Origin of the sequence: Flavobacterium saccharophilum (assembly GCF_900142735.1) — a bacterium.
Lineage (GTDB): Bacteria > Bacteroidota > Bacteroidia > Flavobacteriales > Flavobacteriaceae > Flavobacterium > Flavobacterium saccharophilum.
Genome location: NZ_FRBY01000002.1, coordinates 145,890 through 163,150, shown reverse-complemented (window position 1 = coordinate 163,150; position 17,261 = coordinate 145,890). Strand labels below are relative to the sequence as shown.

The window sequence follows — 17,261 nt, the reverse complement described above, 5'->3', positions numbered from 1 at the left end:
TTTCTATTTTAATTAATAAAGCTGCTGCTATTTTCAAAATAGAATTGCGGATTGTAATACAGAATTACAAAAAATTAATTGTTATTGAAATTGTTAAAATTAAAAAGGCATGGTATTTATTTATCATGCCTTTTTTACGATAGGTATTTTGATGCAAAAAACTAAAATTTTAAATTATAAATATTAAAAGGTAATATTTTTTTTAATATGTGTTTTTTTTTGCCAAAATTTATGAATTAAATAATTTTAAGAATACGCTGATATTTAATACATTTATAAAAAAATTCCAAAAACATATGAGTTATTATAAAATTGAAAATTTAGAACAATATTTTAAACATTACAATAAGTCAATAAGAGAACCAAGGAAATTCTGGGGAAAAATAGCTGAAGAAAATTTTACTTGGTATCAACAATGGGAAAAAGTGGTTGATTTTAATATGGCTGATGCTGAAGTAAAATGGTTTACTGAAGCTAAAGTTAATATTACAAAAAACTGTATCGATAGACATTTAAGCAAAAGAGGCGAAAAAACGGCTATTATCTTTGAACCGAATGATCCTTCTGAAGAAGCTTTACATATAACATATAACGAACTTTACGAAAGAGTGTCAAAAATGGCGAATGTTTTGCGTGAGCAAGGAGTTCGTAAAGGAGACAGAGTTTGTATTTATTTGCCAATGATTCCTGAATTGGCTGTTGCTGTTTTGGCTTGTGCCAGAATAGGAGCTATTCATTCTGTGATTTTTGCAGGATTTTCTGCTTCTGCAGTTTCTGCCAGAATCAATGATTGTGAATGTAAAATGGTAATCACATCTGACGGTGGTTATAGAGGAAATAAAACTATTGATCTTAAAGGAATTGTTGATGAAGCATTAGATTCTTGTCCTTCAGTTTCTAAAGTTTTAGTGGTTAAAAGAACTCAGACTGAAATTAAAATGAAAGAAGGTCGTGATCAATGGTTACAGCCTTTATTAGACGCAGCTTTGGATAACAGCGTTGCTGAAATTATGGATGCTGAAGATCCTTTGTTTATCTTGTATACTTCTGGTTCAACAGGAAAACCAAAAGGAATGGTTCATACTACCGCGGGATATATGGTTTATACAGCCTATACTTTTAAAAATGTTTTCAGTCATGAAGAAAATGATATTTTCTGGTGTACTGCAGATATTGGCTGGATTACAGGTCACTCTTATATTTTATACGGACCATTATTAAATGGAGGAACAACTGTTATTTTTGAAGGAGTTCCATCTTATCCGGATTTTAGCCGTTTTTGGGATATCATCGAAAAACACAAAATCACACAATTTTATACAGCACCAACAGCAATTCGTTCATTAGCAAAAGAGAGTTTAGATTATATTCAAAAATATCCTCTAAAATCGTTAAAAGTTATTGGTTCTGTTGGAGAGCCAATTAACGAAGAGGCATGGCACTGGTTTAATGACCACGTTGGAGATAAAAGATGCCCGGTGGTGGATACATGGTGGCAAACCGAAACTGGTGGAATCATGATTTCTCCTATTGCTTTCGTAACGCCAACAAAACCTACCTATGCTACTTTGCCATTACCAGGAATTCAACCCGTTTTAATGGATGAAAAACGTAATGAGATTGAAGGAAACCAAGTGGTTGGAAGTTTATGTATTAAATTCCCATGGCCTGGAATCGCCAGAACTATTTGGGGAGATCACCAACGTTACAAAGACACTTATTTTTCTTCTTTCCCTGGAAAATATTTTACAGGAGACGGTGCGCTTAGAGATGAAGTTGGTTATTACAGAATTACCGGTAGAGTAGATGATGTTGTAATTGTTTCAGGACACAATTTAGGAACAGCTCCTATTGAAGATGCTATTAACGAACATCAGGCTGTTGCAGAATCTGCAATTGTTGGTTTCCCTCATGATATTAAAGGAAATGCATTGTATGGCTATGTAATCTTAAAAGAAACTGGAGAAGTTAGAAATAAAGAAAACCTGGTTAAAGAGATTAATCAATATATTGCGGACCACATTGGGCCAATTGCAAAATTAGATAAAATTCAGTTTGTATCTGGTTTGCCAAAAACACGATCTGGAAAAATCATGCGTAGAATTTTACGTAAGATAGCAGAAGGGGATTTTTCTAATTTTGGAGATACTTCAACATTATTGAACCCTGAAATTGTTGAAGAAATTATGAAAGAAAGAATTTCTTAATTTTGAAATAGATTAAAATAAAAATGCCTCTTAGTTTTAAGGGGCATTTTTTATGATTTAATTTTATTTGATTCCCAATCTCGATTTAAGTTTCAAAAACAAAAGGGCAATTCTGTACGCATCTTCAGAAGAAGAATTTCTATCACTTTTTGGAATTTTATAAATTTCGCATAAATCATCCAGCGAAAACTGTTTGTCATTTACATCCATAAGTTTTCGGTACATAACATCAACATCTAATGCTTCATTTTTTATTCTGCCACAATCCAGACGTTCTAAAGCCGAATTTAGCATTTCGATATCAAAATTAATGTGATGACCAACTAAAATTGCATTTCCCAGAAAGTTAATAAAAGCTTCCATTGCATCAGGCTCTGGCATTTTTATCATTTTACTTTCAATGATAAATTCATTTGAAAGCCCATTGTCATGCAAGAATTTATATTGAAGCAAAACAGATTCAAAATTATCTTTGATTACTATACTGTCATCAACAACTGAAAATGCTCCCAAGGATAAAATCACATCTTTATTGGGATTTAATCCTGAAGTTTCAGTTGACAAAACTACAAATCGGTTGGGTTTTGTCTCAAATTTTGTTAAATAGTCTTTCCAGAAATCCGGATACTCTTTATTAATATTTTTCAGCCAGTCTAGCATATATTATGAGAATTGGGTAAGTTGAAATTTACTCTTAATTAATTCCTCAAGATCTTTCATTGGTGTCAAAGCATTTTTCAATTTTTCCTTATCTGTTTTAGACATTTCTCTAAGATTGATGTATTGTCCTGAATCATCGTTTTTCAATCCTTCAACAGTTCTAAATTTAGATAAAGTTAAAAAAGCTTCAGCACAACTTAAATATATCTCTGCATTTTTAGAGTCAGTTATCGCTAACTGTTTAAATCTTAAATAGGTATTTTTTATCCCTTTAATGTTTGCATTCAAAATTAATAAACGCGCTCCATCAATCAAAGGCATTAATGCACGGGTTTTAATATCAAATTTAGTTTTATTCGGACCTTCTTCTTCAACTATGAATTTTTTGAAAAAGCTTAAAGGAGAATTTCTCTTTAATGCATCGTTTCCTAAAAAGTCAAAGAATAAAGTGTTATTTACAGCATTTTTGAAAATAACATTTTCAATTACTTCTTCAATTTTTGGCTCTCCAAAAACAATTTCGTAATCAAAGAAAATACTACTCAAATCATTGCTGTTTTCACCTGGAGTATTCATCCAGCTGTTGTATTGTTTTGTCCAGTCTGTCAATGACTTACACCATAGCATATTGCTTCCCATGTGTCCATTTGGACAATACTCATAACCAACTTTTTCTAATATAGCTGTAGCTCTTTTTGCCAGTCTTAAAAAATAATCTTTTGTCTCTCTGTATTTATCAGGAGTGACGTCTTCAAAAATTAAAATACTATCCTGATCAGTCAGTAAAAGTTGTTCTTTACGACCTTGACTACCAATACTTAACCATGCAAATCGGGCAGGAGGTGAGCCTAAGTCTAAAATTGATAATTCAACAGCGCGTTTAATAATAGCCAGATTAATTTCACTGGCAATATTACTGATATGTGAAATTGGAATATTTTTTTGAATCGAATTCTGAATCAAATCAGACAAACGATCACGTATTTGTTTTAAGTCTTTAGGCAGTTGAGAGCGTTTAATTTCTTTGATTAAAACGCCAGGGTTACTAGCTTGAGCCACAATTAAATCGTGTTCAGAGATAATTCCTTTAACTGCAGATTTATTGGTGCCATCTTTTGTAACGCACAAATGGGTTACATTGTGTTTAAGCATTAATAATTGAGCTTCAGCAAGTGAAACGTTTTCAATTACGGTAACTACAGGAGAAGACATGATTTTATCAATCGTTTCGGTAATAGGATATCGGCCTGTTGCAATTTTTGATGATAAATCTGCTGCAGTAACAATACCAATCGGTTTGTTTTTTTCGCAAACAATGATATTATCAACCATTGCTTCCGTCATTAAAATAGCCACATCTTTTACAACGTGATTTGATTCAGTTGTTAAAGGCGAATTGTTATAGGTAAGAGATTGAATATACTGCATTTCTGATTGCTGATCAACATAAAATGAAGTGTCAGAAATTAACTTTCCATTTGAATTTACACTGTCTTTTGTGTGTCTTGAATTTACAGCAAAACTTTCTAGTAAAAAGTTTAAAACATCAGAATTATTGGCCACAAATGGTCTGAAAACAGCGATTGGAATAGCATATATAATACTTTCTTCACGTGCTTTCGCAGTCATCATGTAGTTATTTTTGGCAAAAAAAGGTCTTAGTCCAAAAATATCTCCTTCATGACACTTATTGATAATTGTTTCTTCAGCATCTGCAATTGTAGTTAAATTTATGACACCAGATGCCACAACATAAAAACTATCATGAAGTACGTCATTGTTTTGAAACAATACGGAATGCTTTTCTAAATTAATCACTCGGATATTGGTTGCAATATCAGATAATTCCTGAAAAGTCAAATTATCAAATGGCGGGTATTCTTTTAAAAAATCTGCAATATGCTCAGCAATTGTATTCATACGTTTGATAATTTTTTTAAAGTATCGAATGTAAAAATAATAAAATAAAGTCTTACAATGAAAGCATCTTTAGCAGAATCTAATTATTTTAAAGAAATGTTAAAATTTATGGTTTTTGAAGCTTTAAAATGATTTTTTATTGGTTAAATTCTTTATTATTTAACTTTCGTTTTGATGTAAATATTTTAAAAACAAGGTATTATTAAAACTCATGAAAAATTAATGCATTTGATTTTTTTATTTATCGATTTCTGATTAAGCTGGACGGTGGTGAAAATGATTTAAAATAAGGATAATACGGTAAATAGAAGTAAGTTTTAAAATATTCTATTTTACATAATATAAATTATAGTTCAAAAGAACTAGCACAAATATTTGATAATCAGTATCTTAACTCTGAGCGTTACCCACAAGCGCAGCGCCTTGATAATAATACGGATTTGGTACGCCACATTAATCATCCTGAGGATATCTCGAGTGTGTATAAAACGTTACTTCACAGAATGAGAAATATTGCAAAACAGAATTACACATTGAAAGAAACCAAAGAAAAAAGAAAGCCGAGAATTCAATTTTGTGGCTATTCTGTAAACGCTAATAGCAATCAGCCTGTAAGGCTCTGCAAGAATGATAAAGGCGGATTGTTTTTTAATGGCGTTGCTAATTGTGGCGGTTATTGGCGTTGTCCTGTGTGTGCGCTCAAAATATCAGAAAACAAAAAGGAACTTTTGAGCGGTTTAATCGGTGCTCACCAATCGAAAAACCTTTCGATTGGATTTCTAACACTCACAGTTAGGCACTCAAAGTTTGATACACTAAAAAAATCACTTGAAAAAATTTCAAATAATTATAGAAGTTTTCAAAATCAAAGATTTTTCTCACGAAGTAAAATTGATTTAGGTTTCATGGGTCAGGTAAAAACTCTAGAAATTACTTACAGTTTTGAAAATGGATGGCATCCACATTTGCACATTCTGTTTTTTTACAATCACTCAGATGGAAAAAAAATAGAAAAATTTCAAAAGGATTTCATTTCTCGATGGTTTAAATACAAAGATAACGACGGTACATTAGGTGGTCAAAATCAACAAATATTAAACTCTGACGTGTCCAATTACTTGGCTAAATACGATATCACATCAGAAATGACTAAAGGACAAATTAAAAGTACTAAAGGCTTAACCCCTTTTACTGCATTGGCTAAAATTGCTTCGGGTGATTATGCTGACTACATGGAAAAACACAGGCTTTACGGTGTATATAGCTGTTATGTAGAACAAACTCAAGGAAAACACTTTGTAAATATTTCTAACTCGCTACGTAAGGAATACGCTGAATTTATGGAAGAGTTTGACAAAACTGACGAAGAAATAGTAAATAATGTAACTATTGAAGAGGTTTTACTTAAAGTTTCGCTCCCGATCTGGAAACTCATTTGTAAAAATGATTTGCAACCGTTAGTACTGATAAAATATAAAGAAAACAATTTAGAAGGTGTTTATAATCTTTTAAAGTATTTCAGAGATTTCAACGGTTTAGATGTTGAAATTGATAAAGACGATGTACCGATTTTAACGTTCGGTTACTGTGAATTACCTCCTGATTTTTATAAACCAAAAATTTTAAGCACATGGAAAGTTTAAATAAACCAAGTTTTCAAGATGTATTTACAGGCTGTAAACCAATTGGAAAAAAGCCTGAATTACCAAGTCTATTATGCGGTTCTTGTGGGAACTGTGAACTTAATTATCACAAAGAACCAAGTTCAAATATAAACAACGGTTTTTGCGTAAGGTTCTCTCAAAATGTAGACATAAACGAAAAAAATGTAGCGTGTTGGACTTCTAAACCACATACGTATTATGAGGATTTATCAAAGTTATCGCCAGCCGAAAAGAACAGAGATTTACACACAAGGAATAAACGAGCAAACAAACTGAATATTGAATTTAACCAACTAACTTTTTTTTAATATGAAAAATCAAAAAATTAACGCTGTCGTATTTGTAGTTGTTGTAATTGTTATAACAGTAATTGTAAATTTTTAAAAAAGAGGGGATTGCACTCCCCTCCTATCAAAAACCCAAAACCTTCTAACCTATGGAAAAATTAAAAGTAATTAGTGCCAAACAATTGGCTGTATCAATGGGTGTTAGTATTTCCACTGCTGAGAGATATTTAAAAGATGTTAAACAAGAATATCAAATAAAGATAGTTTGTTTAGATCATATAAACCAATATTTCAAAATTAGTGCCAAAAACTAGCAAAAACCATCAAAATCTTTCAAAACCCTGCAAGTCAAAATTGTAGGGTTTTTTTATATTCAAATTTGTAATGTAAAAATTAATAATTGTCGGATAGAAACCGACCTAATCAAATAGAATATGAAAATTTATAAAGGTACAGGTGTAACTGAAACAGGAATGATTTTGTTAACCAAAAGTATTTCAACTTTGATTTTAGCCACATCAAGGGCTTATTCTGAGTTAACCACTGAGACAATCCGTGTCGAGGTTGAACGTGCAAACGGTTCGAATTTCGAAATTACAAAAGGGACTATGTCTTTAAAAGATTTTGTTTTGGCTACTACTTACGGTTCTGATGCTATCACAAGTGATGCGGTTAGAAATTATGATTTAGTTGCTGTCTGTGAAATTTGTAACGAGGGTTCAATTCACTTGTTCGAAAAAGATGTTATTAAAGTAGAAATGAAAGGTTTAGTTGCTGGCGAAACTTATGCGATTAATGGAATTGAGGAGCCTCAGACAAGTACAGAAATTTATTCTTTTGAACACAAAAGTATGGGTTCTGACGACACAAATAAAGATTTTAATGTGGAAGGTTACGATATTCTTGTTTTGGATAAAGACGACGATATCGAAGAGGTAAATTACACATTTGCAAATGGTCAGGTAGTTAAGTATGATTTGTATGAATTGGAATCTATGAGCAAGTCAATTGACCCTGTTGCCTATGTAAAAACAGATGGTACTGTAGCAAGTTCTTTTGCAAATAAAATTCAATTGCCATTATTGGCGGTCAGAAATATTAACATAAGAAAATCTCAGGGTACTGTTATTAACCTGATTCTTAGAAACCACTTGTAAAATATGGGATTTTTTAAAAATATTGGTAAAGCCATAAAGAAAAATGTTTCGTTCAAAAACCTTGTAAAAGTTGCTACTCCTATAATGGGTGCAATTCCTTTCGTTGGTGGTACTGTTCAGAACATTTCGGAAGGTTTGCAAGCTTCCCACGAAGCAAAAAAACAGGCGCAAGCGCAAAATAATGCACAGGCGGCCTATGATGCTGAGCAGTTAAGACTTCAAACTTTACAGTATGCAGGTCAGCAAGTTGGGGCGATTGCTAATGCAGGTTCTCAGATGTTTGCTAAAGGTATTACTGAGGGTGCATATGCAGGAACTTCCTCGGGTATAAAAGACGGTCTTGGTACTGTAGGCGCAGAGGTTGCAGATTCTACTATTAAAGCGTGGTTTCTGAAACATTGGAAGCATATTTTAATTGGTTTAAGTATCGTGGGTGCAATTTATTTGATTAAGAAGCACAACGACGACAAAAACCCTAGAAGACGTGCCCTACAACGAAGAAGATAAATTTAAAATGAAGTATTATCGAATTTACGGATTGATTTTCCTGATAGATACGGTAATACTTCTCTTAAAAAAATTAGGCGATTTAATCGCAATTGTAAAACAAATATTTTAAAAAATTAAAGAAAATGGCACAGCAAGGAGCTAGAATTAGTACTGATAGATTTGGAAATCCTTATCAATTAATCGGTTGTAAAGACAAAAAAGGTAGCGGATTTTCACAAGGCTACATTGAATTAGGCGGTAAATTGTATAAAATTGAGCCTTCTCCAGCATCAAAAGAAGGTGTTGAGTATTGGGTAAAAGTAACGTTAGTTAAAAAACGACCTACAGCAGGTTCAATGTAATGTTTTTTAGAGGACTACTAAAATTATTACCTCTGATAATTCATGAAATTGCAGAGGTAGTTATTGAAAAAATCAAAGAGCGCAGAGAGCGCAAAGAGATTGAACGACAAAAAAATGAATTATAATGAAAGGTATTTCGACTATTACTAATATTTTAAAAGTTGTTGTAAAATATGGTGCTATGATTGCGGTTGCTGTGAAGGTAATCCAATATGCACATGACGAATTTTCAAAATTGAATCAGGAAAACGAAACCCCTAAAATCGATAAAAAAGATGGCGAAATCGTTTCTGAACAATCATAAAGTAAGAGGATTAGAAAATAATAATCCTGGCAATTTAATTAGGACAAATATAGCGTGGCAAGGTAAAATCCCACATGCAAAAAATCCTGATAAACAATTTGAACAATTTGAAAATGTCTATTTCGGATTAAGAGCGATGTTAAAAGACTTAATCAATGACATTAACAAAGGTAAAAACACTGTCAAACTTTTAATTACAGAATATGCGCCACCAAATGAGAATGATACAAATGCTTATATTAATTCTGTTGCTAGAACATTGGGCGTTGCTCCTACTCAAAGGCTTACGGAAATTAATTCCGCCTTTCTTCTCAAATTGGTACGTGCGATTCTTAAAGTAGAATTAGGCAAAGCACACACAGAATTGACTGATTCTGATATTATAAAAGCTATTACAATGCTGGGCGATGTTTCAACATCTACACTAAAAGTAACCATTGATAAATTAGCACTAGCAAAACAGTACATTATCCCTGTTTTAATCACAATCAGTCTTTTTTTTTATTCATACGTAACCATAACAATTTAACTCATAAAACAAAATGGAAAAATTAAAATTATTTTGGCAGGAAAACACAAAAGCAATCCTGATCGTTGCAGGACTTTTGGCAACATATTTTATTTACACTAAAATCAAACAAAACAATGAGAAACGCTAGAAAAAAACCTAGCTTCTTGGATACTAAAATAATCCCATTCTTAAAAAAGTATGGGATTTTTTTAATAGTTCTTTTTCTTGTTTTTCCTTATGTGTATAAATACATTAAAGGAGCGATTAACATCGTAAAAGATACTAATCTTGAAGCAAAACAGACAGAAAACGCAAATCAAAATGCAAAGGCTGATCCTGTGATTACAAAGGAGAAAGTAAAAGAAATTAAAAAAGCTTATCCAAATGTATCATCTAAAAGAATTGATGAAATTGAAGCTTCAGCAAAAAAAATCGCTTATGCTTTTGGGACTAATGTAGATGATAATCATGTTTTACTAGGTGGTAAAATTGATTTATACAATGTCAGGGCGTGGACTGAGGACGAACAAGGCGCAATTAAGGAACTTAAAAAGTTTACCGGAACTTTTCCAATATTAGAGGAAATGTATTATAAAACCGCCACTAAATCAAAGAATTTAAAGAATGATTTGATTAAATATTTAAGTCCTACCGACTTACAAAAACTATCGAAATTTTATAAATCTCAGGGTTATTCTTGGCTCTAATCAAATAAAAAACTTTATGTACACATTATATTATTTAAATAGAAATTTACAGCTAGGAGCAATTAAAACCGATTCTTTAGATGTACCCGTTCTTATTCCTGAGGATTTAGTTTTTTGTAACTTAAGAAAAGATATCAATTTTATTAAAGAGCCTCATAAATGTATTGATTTTACTGATTTTGAAAGGCTTTTAATGATGTCTGAGTTTAACGATGTCGCATTGATTAAAGATGGTGATTACAGGAAGCAAAACTCTTATTTAATTCGTTTGTGCCCTATAGATGGAACGCCTTTAATACTTGATTCCGTTACTTTTGCTTCAATAAATTGGAATTATCCTACTATTGTAGATGTTGAGGAAAGTGTTGATAATGTAACATTTACAGTCTATGAAGCTGATTTAATAAATACTGCTATAAATGATAATTATAGAGCAAAAACATGGTTTAGGCTTCATGATAAAGTATTAAATATCTATTCTAATGTAATTGAATACACTAGACCTGAATAATTTTAACACTTAAATTAAAAAATATATGTATATTTGGCAAAACTTCAACGGGAGATTATAGGTAGTGGAATACCTCTCTCAGAGATAAAAATCAATCTACATGATACAATTAACACACTATACAAAAGATAGTACTGCTTTGTCGGTACTGTCTTTTTTTTATTCTGCTATTTTTTTTTTATCTCTTACCCTTAATTAAGATGTCAGAGTTTAAAAATAAAAACGACTATTCAGTTACTGTTTATCTGAATAGCGAGAAAAGACTTTTTCAAGAATTTGTACACTCACCATATATTTTTACACAATGGCTTGCAAAACAGGCTATTCAATGGGATTATATTTTGGTATATGTTAGACGCTCTCGGGCGGTCTTGTGCTATTATAAAAATGGCGATTTCATCGACTCAAAACCAAATTTTACAATTAGAGGACGAATAAAGCAAGGTTGGTAAACTAAAAAAGAGCTAACGACTAAAAAAATAGTACAGTTAGCCCTTTCCATGAAACAGTACTAATATACAAAAAAATATTTAGTTCATTATATAAAATAAAAAAAGAGCCTCAAACGCTGGTGGAACAGCTCGGCTCTCATTGATAAAAATCTATGACAAATATACAAAAAAAATCGAGTTCTACACTCCATACTATAAATTATAGTTCAAAAGTGATATGCTTAAAAACATTAAACTAGTATCTATTAACCATTATTATGGCTTTCTTCAAGTTCTACTAATTTATCTTCGCTAAAAATGTTTCTTTCGGAACCAAATCTGCACCACCACGTTTATTAAATTGTAATAGTCCTTCACTCACAAATAAAACAGCATTTGTAGAACCATCCTTTCCTTTAATGTTAATTTGAGCTTTTTCGCCATGTGTAGAAACATGTCCCGTAACTTCCATGACACCGGTAACAAATTTTTCATTACTGCTTGTAATTTCAGCCGTCCCAAATATTTTACCATTTGATTGTGCGATATTCAATGTCAAAATATATTCTTTGCTACAATTTGTACAATTTTCAGTGCTCCATGTTCCTGTAAATCTGCTAGTTTGAGCATAAGTTGAAAAGGAAATAAATAAAAATAAAAGAATAATTTTCTTCATTTTGCGAACATTTTGATGTTTTATTGTAATGGACCAAATATAAATTAAAAAAGCATCCGTTGACGGATGCTTTTTCTTTATGATTTAAAACTAATTAAAGTTTCTTCAAATAAACTGATTTACCGTTTAACGAAACTTCAATTTCATTGTTTTTATCTGAAAATGTTGTTCTCAGTACATTTCCTTTGAAAAGCTGAACATCACCAAAAACTTTTCCAGTTTCATCAGAAATGTATTCGAATAATAATTTTTTATTACCTGGCTCGATACCAATTTTATAACTTGAAAATTTTGTCCCTTTCAGATCAAATTGCTGTTGAGAATCAATTATTTTTCCATCAGCATAAAAATTAGTAATTGTTTTGTTTAAAGTAATGTCCGGATAATACTGATTTACTTTTGTAAGCAATGCGTATTGTTCTACATTTGCATCTTCTTGTTTTGAAGTGATTGTTTGCGCAAATGAAATTGTTGTAAAAATAAGCGCTAATAGTAAAGTGAATTTTTTCATAATTTAAATTTTATAGTTAAAGTTTCAAAACATTTTCGAAAACTTACATAATAACCACTTTTTGTGTAAAAAGGTTATTATATTTAACAAGATAGTAAATATTAATTGATATTTTAAATTAAAAAGCAATTTTTTAGGAAAATGACAACAAAAAAATACATTCAACTTATACTTATTTTAGGTTCTTTAACTGCTCTTGGACCTTTTTCTATCGATATGTATTTACCTGGTTTCTCAGGCATAGCTAAGGATTTAAACACTACTGTAGCTAAAGTTTCAATGAGTTTGTCAAGTTATTTTATTGGAATTTCCGCGGGACAATTACTTTACGGGCCTTTATTGGATCGTTTTGGAAGAAAAAAGCCCTTGTTTATTGGTTTAATGGTCTATATTCTAGCTTCTTTAGGCTGCATATATGTTAATAATATTGATACTTTTATCTTTTTACGTTTTATCCAGGCTATTGGAAGCTGTGCTGCAACTGTAGCTTCAGTGGCAATGGTTCGTGATTTGTTTCCTGTAAAAGATATTCCGAAAGTATTTTCTTTACTTATGCTGGTTCTTGGACTTTCGCCAATGTTGGCGCCAACAATTGGTGGTTATGTAACAGAAGACTTTGGCTGGCATATTGTGTTCTTTATATTAATGTGTATGGGAATTGCTATTTTGATTGCCTCACAAGTTGGTTTGACAAATTCTTATAAGCCAGATACCTCAATTTCATTAAAGCCGAAACCAATTATTTCTAATTTTATGAAAGTGCTAAAAGAGCCTCAGTTTTACACCTATGCGTTTACGGGTTCGATTGCTTTTTCTGGACTGTTTACTTATGTAGCGGCCTCTCCTATAGTTTTTATGGATATTTATCATGTTGATGCTAAGACATACGGATGGATTTTTGCCTTTATGTCTGTGAGTTTTATTGGTTCAAGCCAGTTGAATTCTCTTTTATTAAAGAAATTTTCTAGTGAACAAATGATTTTGGCAGCTTTGATCTCGCAATCCGTAATCAGTATTATTTTTTTACTGCTTTCAGTGAATAATCTTTTGGGACTGTACGAAACTATTGCAATGCTATTTCTATTTTTAGGTTGTTTGGGAATCTCAAATCCAAATACTGCTGGACTTACAATGGCTCCTTTTGCTAAAAATGCCGGAAGTGCTTCAGCTTTAATGGGTGCAATTCAATTAGGTTTGGGAGCGTTAGCTTCTTTTGCTGTCGGCGTTTTTGTTAAAGATTCCGTGGCTCCAATGGTTCTTATTATGACGGTAACGACTTTGATTGCGCTTGTTGTTCTGAATATTGGAAAAAGGTTTATTATAGAAAAAATTGAAGTTTCTAATGAAGATGATATTGTTGTTGGGCATTAGAAATAATAAAATCCAATTCTTACCAAAGTGGTAAAATATTAAAAGCCAAAATCAAATAGATTTTAGCTTTTAATTTAGCTTGGAATTTGGAATTTTCTAATTGGAATTTTGTTATTCGAGTTGTTGCTTTTTATCAGGTCTGATAATCATTCTAAGAGATTGATCTCTTGCGAAATACGCAACCATCCAATTCCAAAAAGTATTTAGTCTGTTTCTATACGTAATCAAAGAAATTAAATGGATAAATAACCAGATTACCCATGCGATAAAGCCTTTAAAATGCCATTTTGGACTAGGAAGGTCTACAACAGCTTGATTTTTTCCTATAATTGCCATTGAGCCTTTGTCTTTGTATGCGAATGGTTTTAAAGGTTTATTTTGAACCAGTGCTTTAAAGTTTTTTGCTAAATTTAATCCTTGTTGAATAGCAACCTGAGCAACTTGTGGGTGTCCATCAGGAAATTTGGTATCTCCGGCCAAAATAGCAGTATCACCAATAGCATAAATATTCTGAAAACCGTTTACTTTATTATATTGATCAGTTGCCATACGCCTTCCACGACCATAACTTTCTTTCGGAATTCCGTCAAAAAGTTTAGCGGAAACTCCTGCGGCCCAAATTAAATTTTTGGTTTTGATGGTTTCTCCGTTTTCAAAAAATACAGTATCGTCTATGTAATCAGTAACACGAGTATGTAATTTAACTACAACGCCTAATTTTGTAAGCGCTTCTAAAGTATCTTTTTGAGACGCTTTACTCATAGGAGAGAGTAGTGCGTCTCCCCCATCGACCAAATAAACATTACTCGCAGAAGTTTCTAATTCCGGATACTCTTTTAATAAAATGTTCTTACGCATTTCTGCAAACATTCCAGAAACCTCTACTCCTGTCGGTCCTCCTCCGGCAACGACAATCGTTAATAATTTACGACGTTTTCTGATATCCTTACAGATAGCTGCTTTCTCGAGATTTTTAAGTAATGCATTACGCATTTCGATGGCATCATTTAAGGTTTTCATCGGAATAGCGTTTTTCATCACGTTTTCCATCCCAAAATAACTTGTTTCGGCTCCAGTGGCAAAAACCAGATGATCATAGGTTAATTCTCCATTACTGAGAATTATTTTGTTCTCTTCAGGAACAACAGAAAGTAATTCTCCCAAACGGAATTGCAGATTTTTTTTGCCTGCAAAAAATTTTCTGAAAGGATAACTTATACTTGATGGTTCAAGAAAAGCGGTAGCAACCTGATATATTAGTGGTGGGAAAAAGTTATAATTGTTTTTGTCTACAAGTGTTACTTGTATTTGAGGATGGTTTACAAGTTCTTTTGCAAGATTGATTCCGGCAAAACCACCTCCTATAATGACTATCTTCATATATGTTGTCTATTAAGTAGGATTCATGAATAAAACTATGCTGTTTTAGCAGTTCTATAAATTTAACATTATAATTCTACATATAAAACCCTATTTTGAGTTTTCTTTCAAATTCTCGTAGAATTAATTTGCCAATTTAAGTTTCATCATGATGTCTGTTTGCTCGTCATTTCCTAATTTAAAAATGTGTTTGTCAAATTCAACAAAACCATTCTTTCTATAAAAACTTAGTGCTCGCAAATTTTCTTCCCAAACACCCAACCACACATATTCAGTGTTTTTTTGTCTGGCAACCTCTATTGCTTTGTCGTAAAGTAATTGTCCTACTTTTTTACCATGAAATTCTTTTGAAACATAGATTCGTTCAATTTCAAGGGCTTTACTGTCTTTTAATTCGGTTTGAGAATCTCCGAAGTTTACTTTTAGATAACCAATTACGGTATCTTCAAGAGTTGCAAAATAAAACTCTGAATCTTTATTATTAAGTTCTGAAGTTAGTTTTTCAGATGAAAATCCGTTTTCCAAATAACTTTTCATATTTTTCTCAGAATTTGAGTCCGAAAAAGTTTCTTGAAAAGTTTGTCTGCCAATTTCTTGCAATTGAGCAAGCTCATTTATTGTTATTCTTTTTACTTCAATATCTGCCATTGTATTTGCTTTTTACAGAGTGTTATTACTCCATAAAATTATAATATAAATAAGGAAAAACAGTAAACGTAATTGTTACTTTTTGAATTTTTTAACAGGTTTTTCGGCTACTTCAACTTTGTTTTGCAAAACATAATTAGCCATTAGTTTCTCTATTAATTCATCTTTAGTAAGATGATGAAAAACAGTTTTTACTTTTGTTTTTAAATCAGCTGAAATGTCGTGATTAGGCTTTGTTTTGAAGATTTGTTTTGCCCATAAAAGCGTATTGTTTTCTTCTAAACTGATAACAGATGGTTTTTGGAATTTAGTAAATTTAATTCCTAATTCTTTTTCAAATTCCGGAATTTCAATTACTTCTTCCTCTTGTAAAACAGTTAATGAAAGTCCTTTTGCTCCTGCCCTTGCTGTTCTTCCGCTTCTGTGAACGTAAGTTTCATAAGTATCGGGCAAATGGTAATTGACAACATAAGAAATTTCTTTTACGTCGATCCCTCTAGCTGCCAAATCAGTAGCTACTAAAATATTGATATGACCTTCACGGAATTGCTCCATAATTCTGTCACGAATTCCTTGAGATAAACTTCCGTGCAATGCTCCTGAAGAAAAACGGTTTATTGCCAGATTTTTGGCCAATTTATTTACTGCAGCTTTGGTTTTACAGAAGATGATTCCGCGTTCTCCTTCTTTTGAATTCAGAAAATGCATTAAAACATCTAATTTCTCAATAGGGTCAACTACAATATATTCGTGATCGATTCCCTGATTCCCAACAGTTTCCATGTTGGCACTAACCTGAACTACATTTTTATTTAAGTAATTCTGAATCAGTTGCTTGATTGTTCCCGGCAAAGTTGCAGAAAACAATAAAGTGCGGTGTTTTTTAGGAAGTTCAGCAACAATTTCGTCCAAACTTTCTTTTAGGATCGAAACCATTTCATCGGCTTCATCCAGAACTAAATATTCAGTTTGTTTTAAATCAATTGCTTTACGTTGAATTAGGTCGATTAAACGCCCCGGTGTAGCTACAACAATTTGTGTTGGCTGTGTTAGACGTTCAATTTGTGGTTTTATTGGGATTCCACCACAAGTTGAAGCTATAGAGATATTCGGAATATGTTTTCCAAAATCTTCTAAATTTCTAAAGATTTGTTGTCCAAGTTCTCTGGTTGGTACCAAAATTACAGCCTGAACAGTAGGAACTTCAGTATTAATTAACTGCAATAACGGCAATCCAAACGCAGCTGTTTTTCCGGTTCCTGTTTTGGCCAAACCTACAACATCATGACTTTCAGCTAAAAGTAACGGAATTGTTTTTTGTTGAATTTCTGTTGGTTCAACAATGTTCAATTCGCTTAACGCTTTTAAAATTGGTGCTGAAACTCCTAATGCTGAGAATTGTTTAGACATGTTTTATTTTTTGTTTATTTTTTGTTTCAAGTTTCAGGTTTCAAGTTAAATGCAG

At 32.0% G+C, this 17,261-nt stretch carries 19 protein-coding genes; 12 read left to right on the top strand and 7 right to left on the bottom strand.

Going from position 1 to position 17,261, the window contains the following annotated elements; genetic code table 11:
* Positions 1–296: 296 nt before the first annotated feature.
* On the top strand, positions 297–2,207 hold the full coding sequence (gene acs, locus BUA98_RS06180; protein WP_072971751.1) for an acetate--CoA ligase: 1,911 nt from the start codon (positions 297–299) through the stop codon (positions 2,205–2,207).
* 63 nt (positions 2,208–2,270) lie between these two features.
* Here acs and BUA98_RS06175 read toward each other — a convergent pair whose 3' ends face one another.
* Entirely contained in the window at positions 2,271–2,867 is a 597-nt protein-coding gene (locus BUA98_RS06175) for a 3'-5' exonuclease (RefSeq protein ID WP_072970763.1), read from the bottom strand.
* Between the two features lie 3 nt (positions 2,868–2,870).
* Positions 2,871–4,787: a DUF294 nucleotidyltransferase-like domain-containing protein gene (locus BUA98_RS06170; protein WP_072970762.1), complete on the bottom strand. Its 1,917-nt coding sequence runs from the start codon at positions 4,785–4,787 to the stop codon at positions 2,871–2,873.
* Between the two features lie 503 nt (positions 4,788–5,290).
* On the opposite strand from BUA98_RS06170, the gene BUA98_RS06165 reads away from it, so the two are divergent.
* From BUA98_RS06165 to BUA98_RS06125, 10 genes are all read left to right on the top strand, one after another.
* The gene (locus BUA98_RS06165) at positions 5,291–6,430 is read left to right on the top strand and encodes a protein rep (protein WP_072970761.1); all 1,140 of its coding nucleotides are present in this window, start codon (positions 5,291–5,293) and stop codon (positions 6,428–6,430) included.
* On the top strand, positions 6,418–6,759 hold the full coding sequence (locus BUA98_RS06160; RefSeq protein WP_072970760.1) for a hypothetical protein: 342 nt from the start codon (positions 6,418–6,420) through the stop codon (positions 6,757–6,759). Before BUA98_RS06165 ends, BUA98_RS06160 begins: the two co-directional genes overlap by 13 nt.
* A gap of 128 nt (positions 6,760–6,887) precedes the next feature.
* The gene (locus BUA98_RS22330; protein ID WP_159433453.1) at positions 6,888–7,052 is read left to right on the top strand and encodes a hypothetical protein; all 165 of its coding nucleotides are present in this window, start codon (positions 6,888–6,890) and stop codon (positions 7,050–7,052) included.
* Between the two features lie 120 nt (positions 7,053–7,172).
* A complete protein-coding gene (locus BUA98_RS06155; protein ID WP_072970759.1) occupies positions 7,173–7,895 on the top strand; it encodes a hypothetical protein in 723 nt (240 codons plus the stop codon).
* Between the two features lie 3 nt (positions 7,896–7,898).
* The gene (locus tag BUA98_RS06150; RefSeq protein WP_072970758.1) at positions 7,899–8,402 is read left to right on the top strand and encodes a hypothetical protein; all 504 of its coding nucleotides are present in this window, start codon (positions 7,899–7,901) and stop codon (positions 8,400–8,402) included.
* 125 nt (positions 8,403–8,527) lie between these two features.
* Positions 8,528–8,746 carry a hypothetical protein gene (locus tag BUA98_RS06145; RefSeq protein ID WP_072970757.1) on the top strand — a complete coding sequence of 73 codons (219 nt, stop codon included), beginning with the start codon at positions 8,528–8,530 and terminating at the stop codon, positions 8,744–8,746.
* A gap of 124 nt (positions 8,747–8,870) precedes the next feature.
* Entirely contained in the window at positions 8,871–9,050 is a 180-nt protein-coding gene (locus BUA98_RS06140; RefSeq protein ID WP_072970756.1) for a hypothetical protein, read from the top strand.
* The gene (locus BUA98_RS06135) at positions 9,022–9,579 is read left to right on the top strand and encodes a hypothetical protein (RefSeq protein WP_072970755.1); all 558 of its coding nucleotides are present in this window, start codon (positions 9,022–9,024) and stop codon (positions 9,577–9,579) included. Before BUA98_RS06140 ends, BUA98_RS06135 begins: the two co-directional genes overlap by 29 nt.
* Before the next feature lie 146 nt (positions 9,580–9,725).
* The gene (locus tag BUA98_RS06130; protein WP_139256993.1) at positions 9,726–10,268 is read left to right on the top strand and encodes a hypothetical protein; all 543 of its coding nucleotides are present in this window, start codon (positions 9,726–9,728) and stop codon (positions 10,266–10,268) included.
* A 16-nt stretch (positions 10,269–10,284) separates the two neighbouring features.
* Entirely contained in the window at positions 10,285–10,779 is a 495-nt protein-coding gene (locus BUA98_RS06125) for a hypothetical protein (protein ID WP_072970753.1), read from the top strand.
* 729 nt (positions 10,780–11,508) lie between these two features.
* On the opposite strand, the gene BUA98_RS06115 is transcribed toward BUA98_RS06125, so the two are convergent.
* Complete coding sequence (locus tag BUA98_RS06115) at positions 11,509–11,886, bottom strand: hypothetical protein (RefSeq protein WP_072970751.1); 378 nt, start codon at positions 11,884–11,886, stop codon at positions 11,509–11,511.
* 94 nt (positions 11,887–11,980) lie between these two features.
* On the bottom strand, positions 11,981–12,397 hold the full coding sequence (locus BUA98_RS06110) for a hypothetical protein (RefSeq protein WP_072970750.1): 417 nt from the start codon (positions 12,395–12,397) through the stop codon (positions 11,981–11,983).
* A 141-nt stretch (positions 12,398–12,538) separates the two neighbouring features.
* Here BUA98_RS06110 and BUA98_RS06105 point away from each other — a divergent pair, with 141 nt between their 5' ends.
* Complete coding sequence (locus BUA98_RS06105) at positions 12,539–13,768, top strand: multidrug effflux MFS transporter (protein ID WP_072970749.1); 1,230 nt, start codon at positions 12,539–12,541, stop codon at positions 13,766–13,768.
* A 111-nt stretch (positions 13,769–13,879) separates the two neighbouring features.
* On the opposite strand, the gene BUA98_RS06100 is transcribed toward BUA98_RS06105, so the two are convergent.
* The 3 genes from BUA98_RS06100 to BUA98_RS06090 form a co-directional block, all read right to left on the bottom strand.
* Positions 13,880–15,148, bottom strand: coding sequence for an NAD(P)/FAD-dependent oxidoreductase (locus BUA98_RS06100; protein WP_072970748.1), 1,269 nt, complete (start codon positions 15,146–15,148; stop codon positions 13,880–13,882).
* Between the two features lie 123 nt (positions 15,149–15,271).
* Complete coding sequence (locus tag BUA98_RS06095) at positions 15,272–15,796, bottom strand: GNAT family N-acetyltransferase (RefSeq protein ID WP_072970747.1); 525 nt, start codon at positions 15,794–15,796, stop codon at positions 15,272–15,274.
* A gap of 75 nt (positions 15,797–15,871) precedes the next feature.
* The gene (locus BUA98_RS06090) at positions 15,872–17,206 is read right to left on the bottom strand and encodes a DEAD/DEAH box helicase (protein WP_072970746.1); all 1,335 of its coding nucleotides are present in this window, start codon (positions 17,204–17,206) and stop codon (positions 15,872–15,874) included.
* Positions 17,207–17,261: the final 55 nt, after the last annotated feature.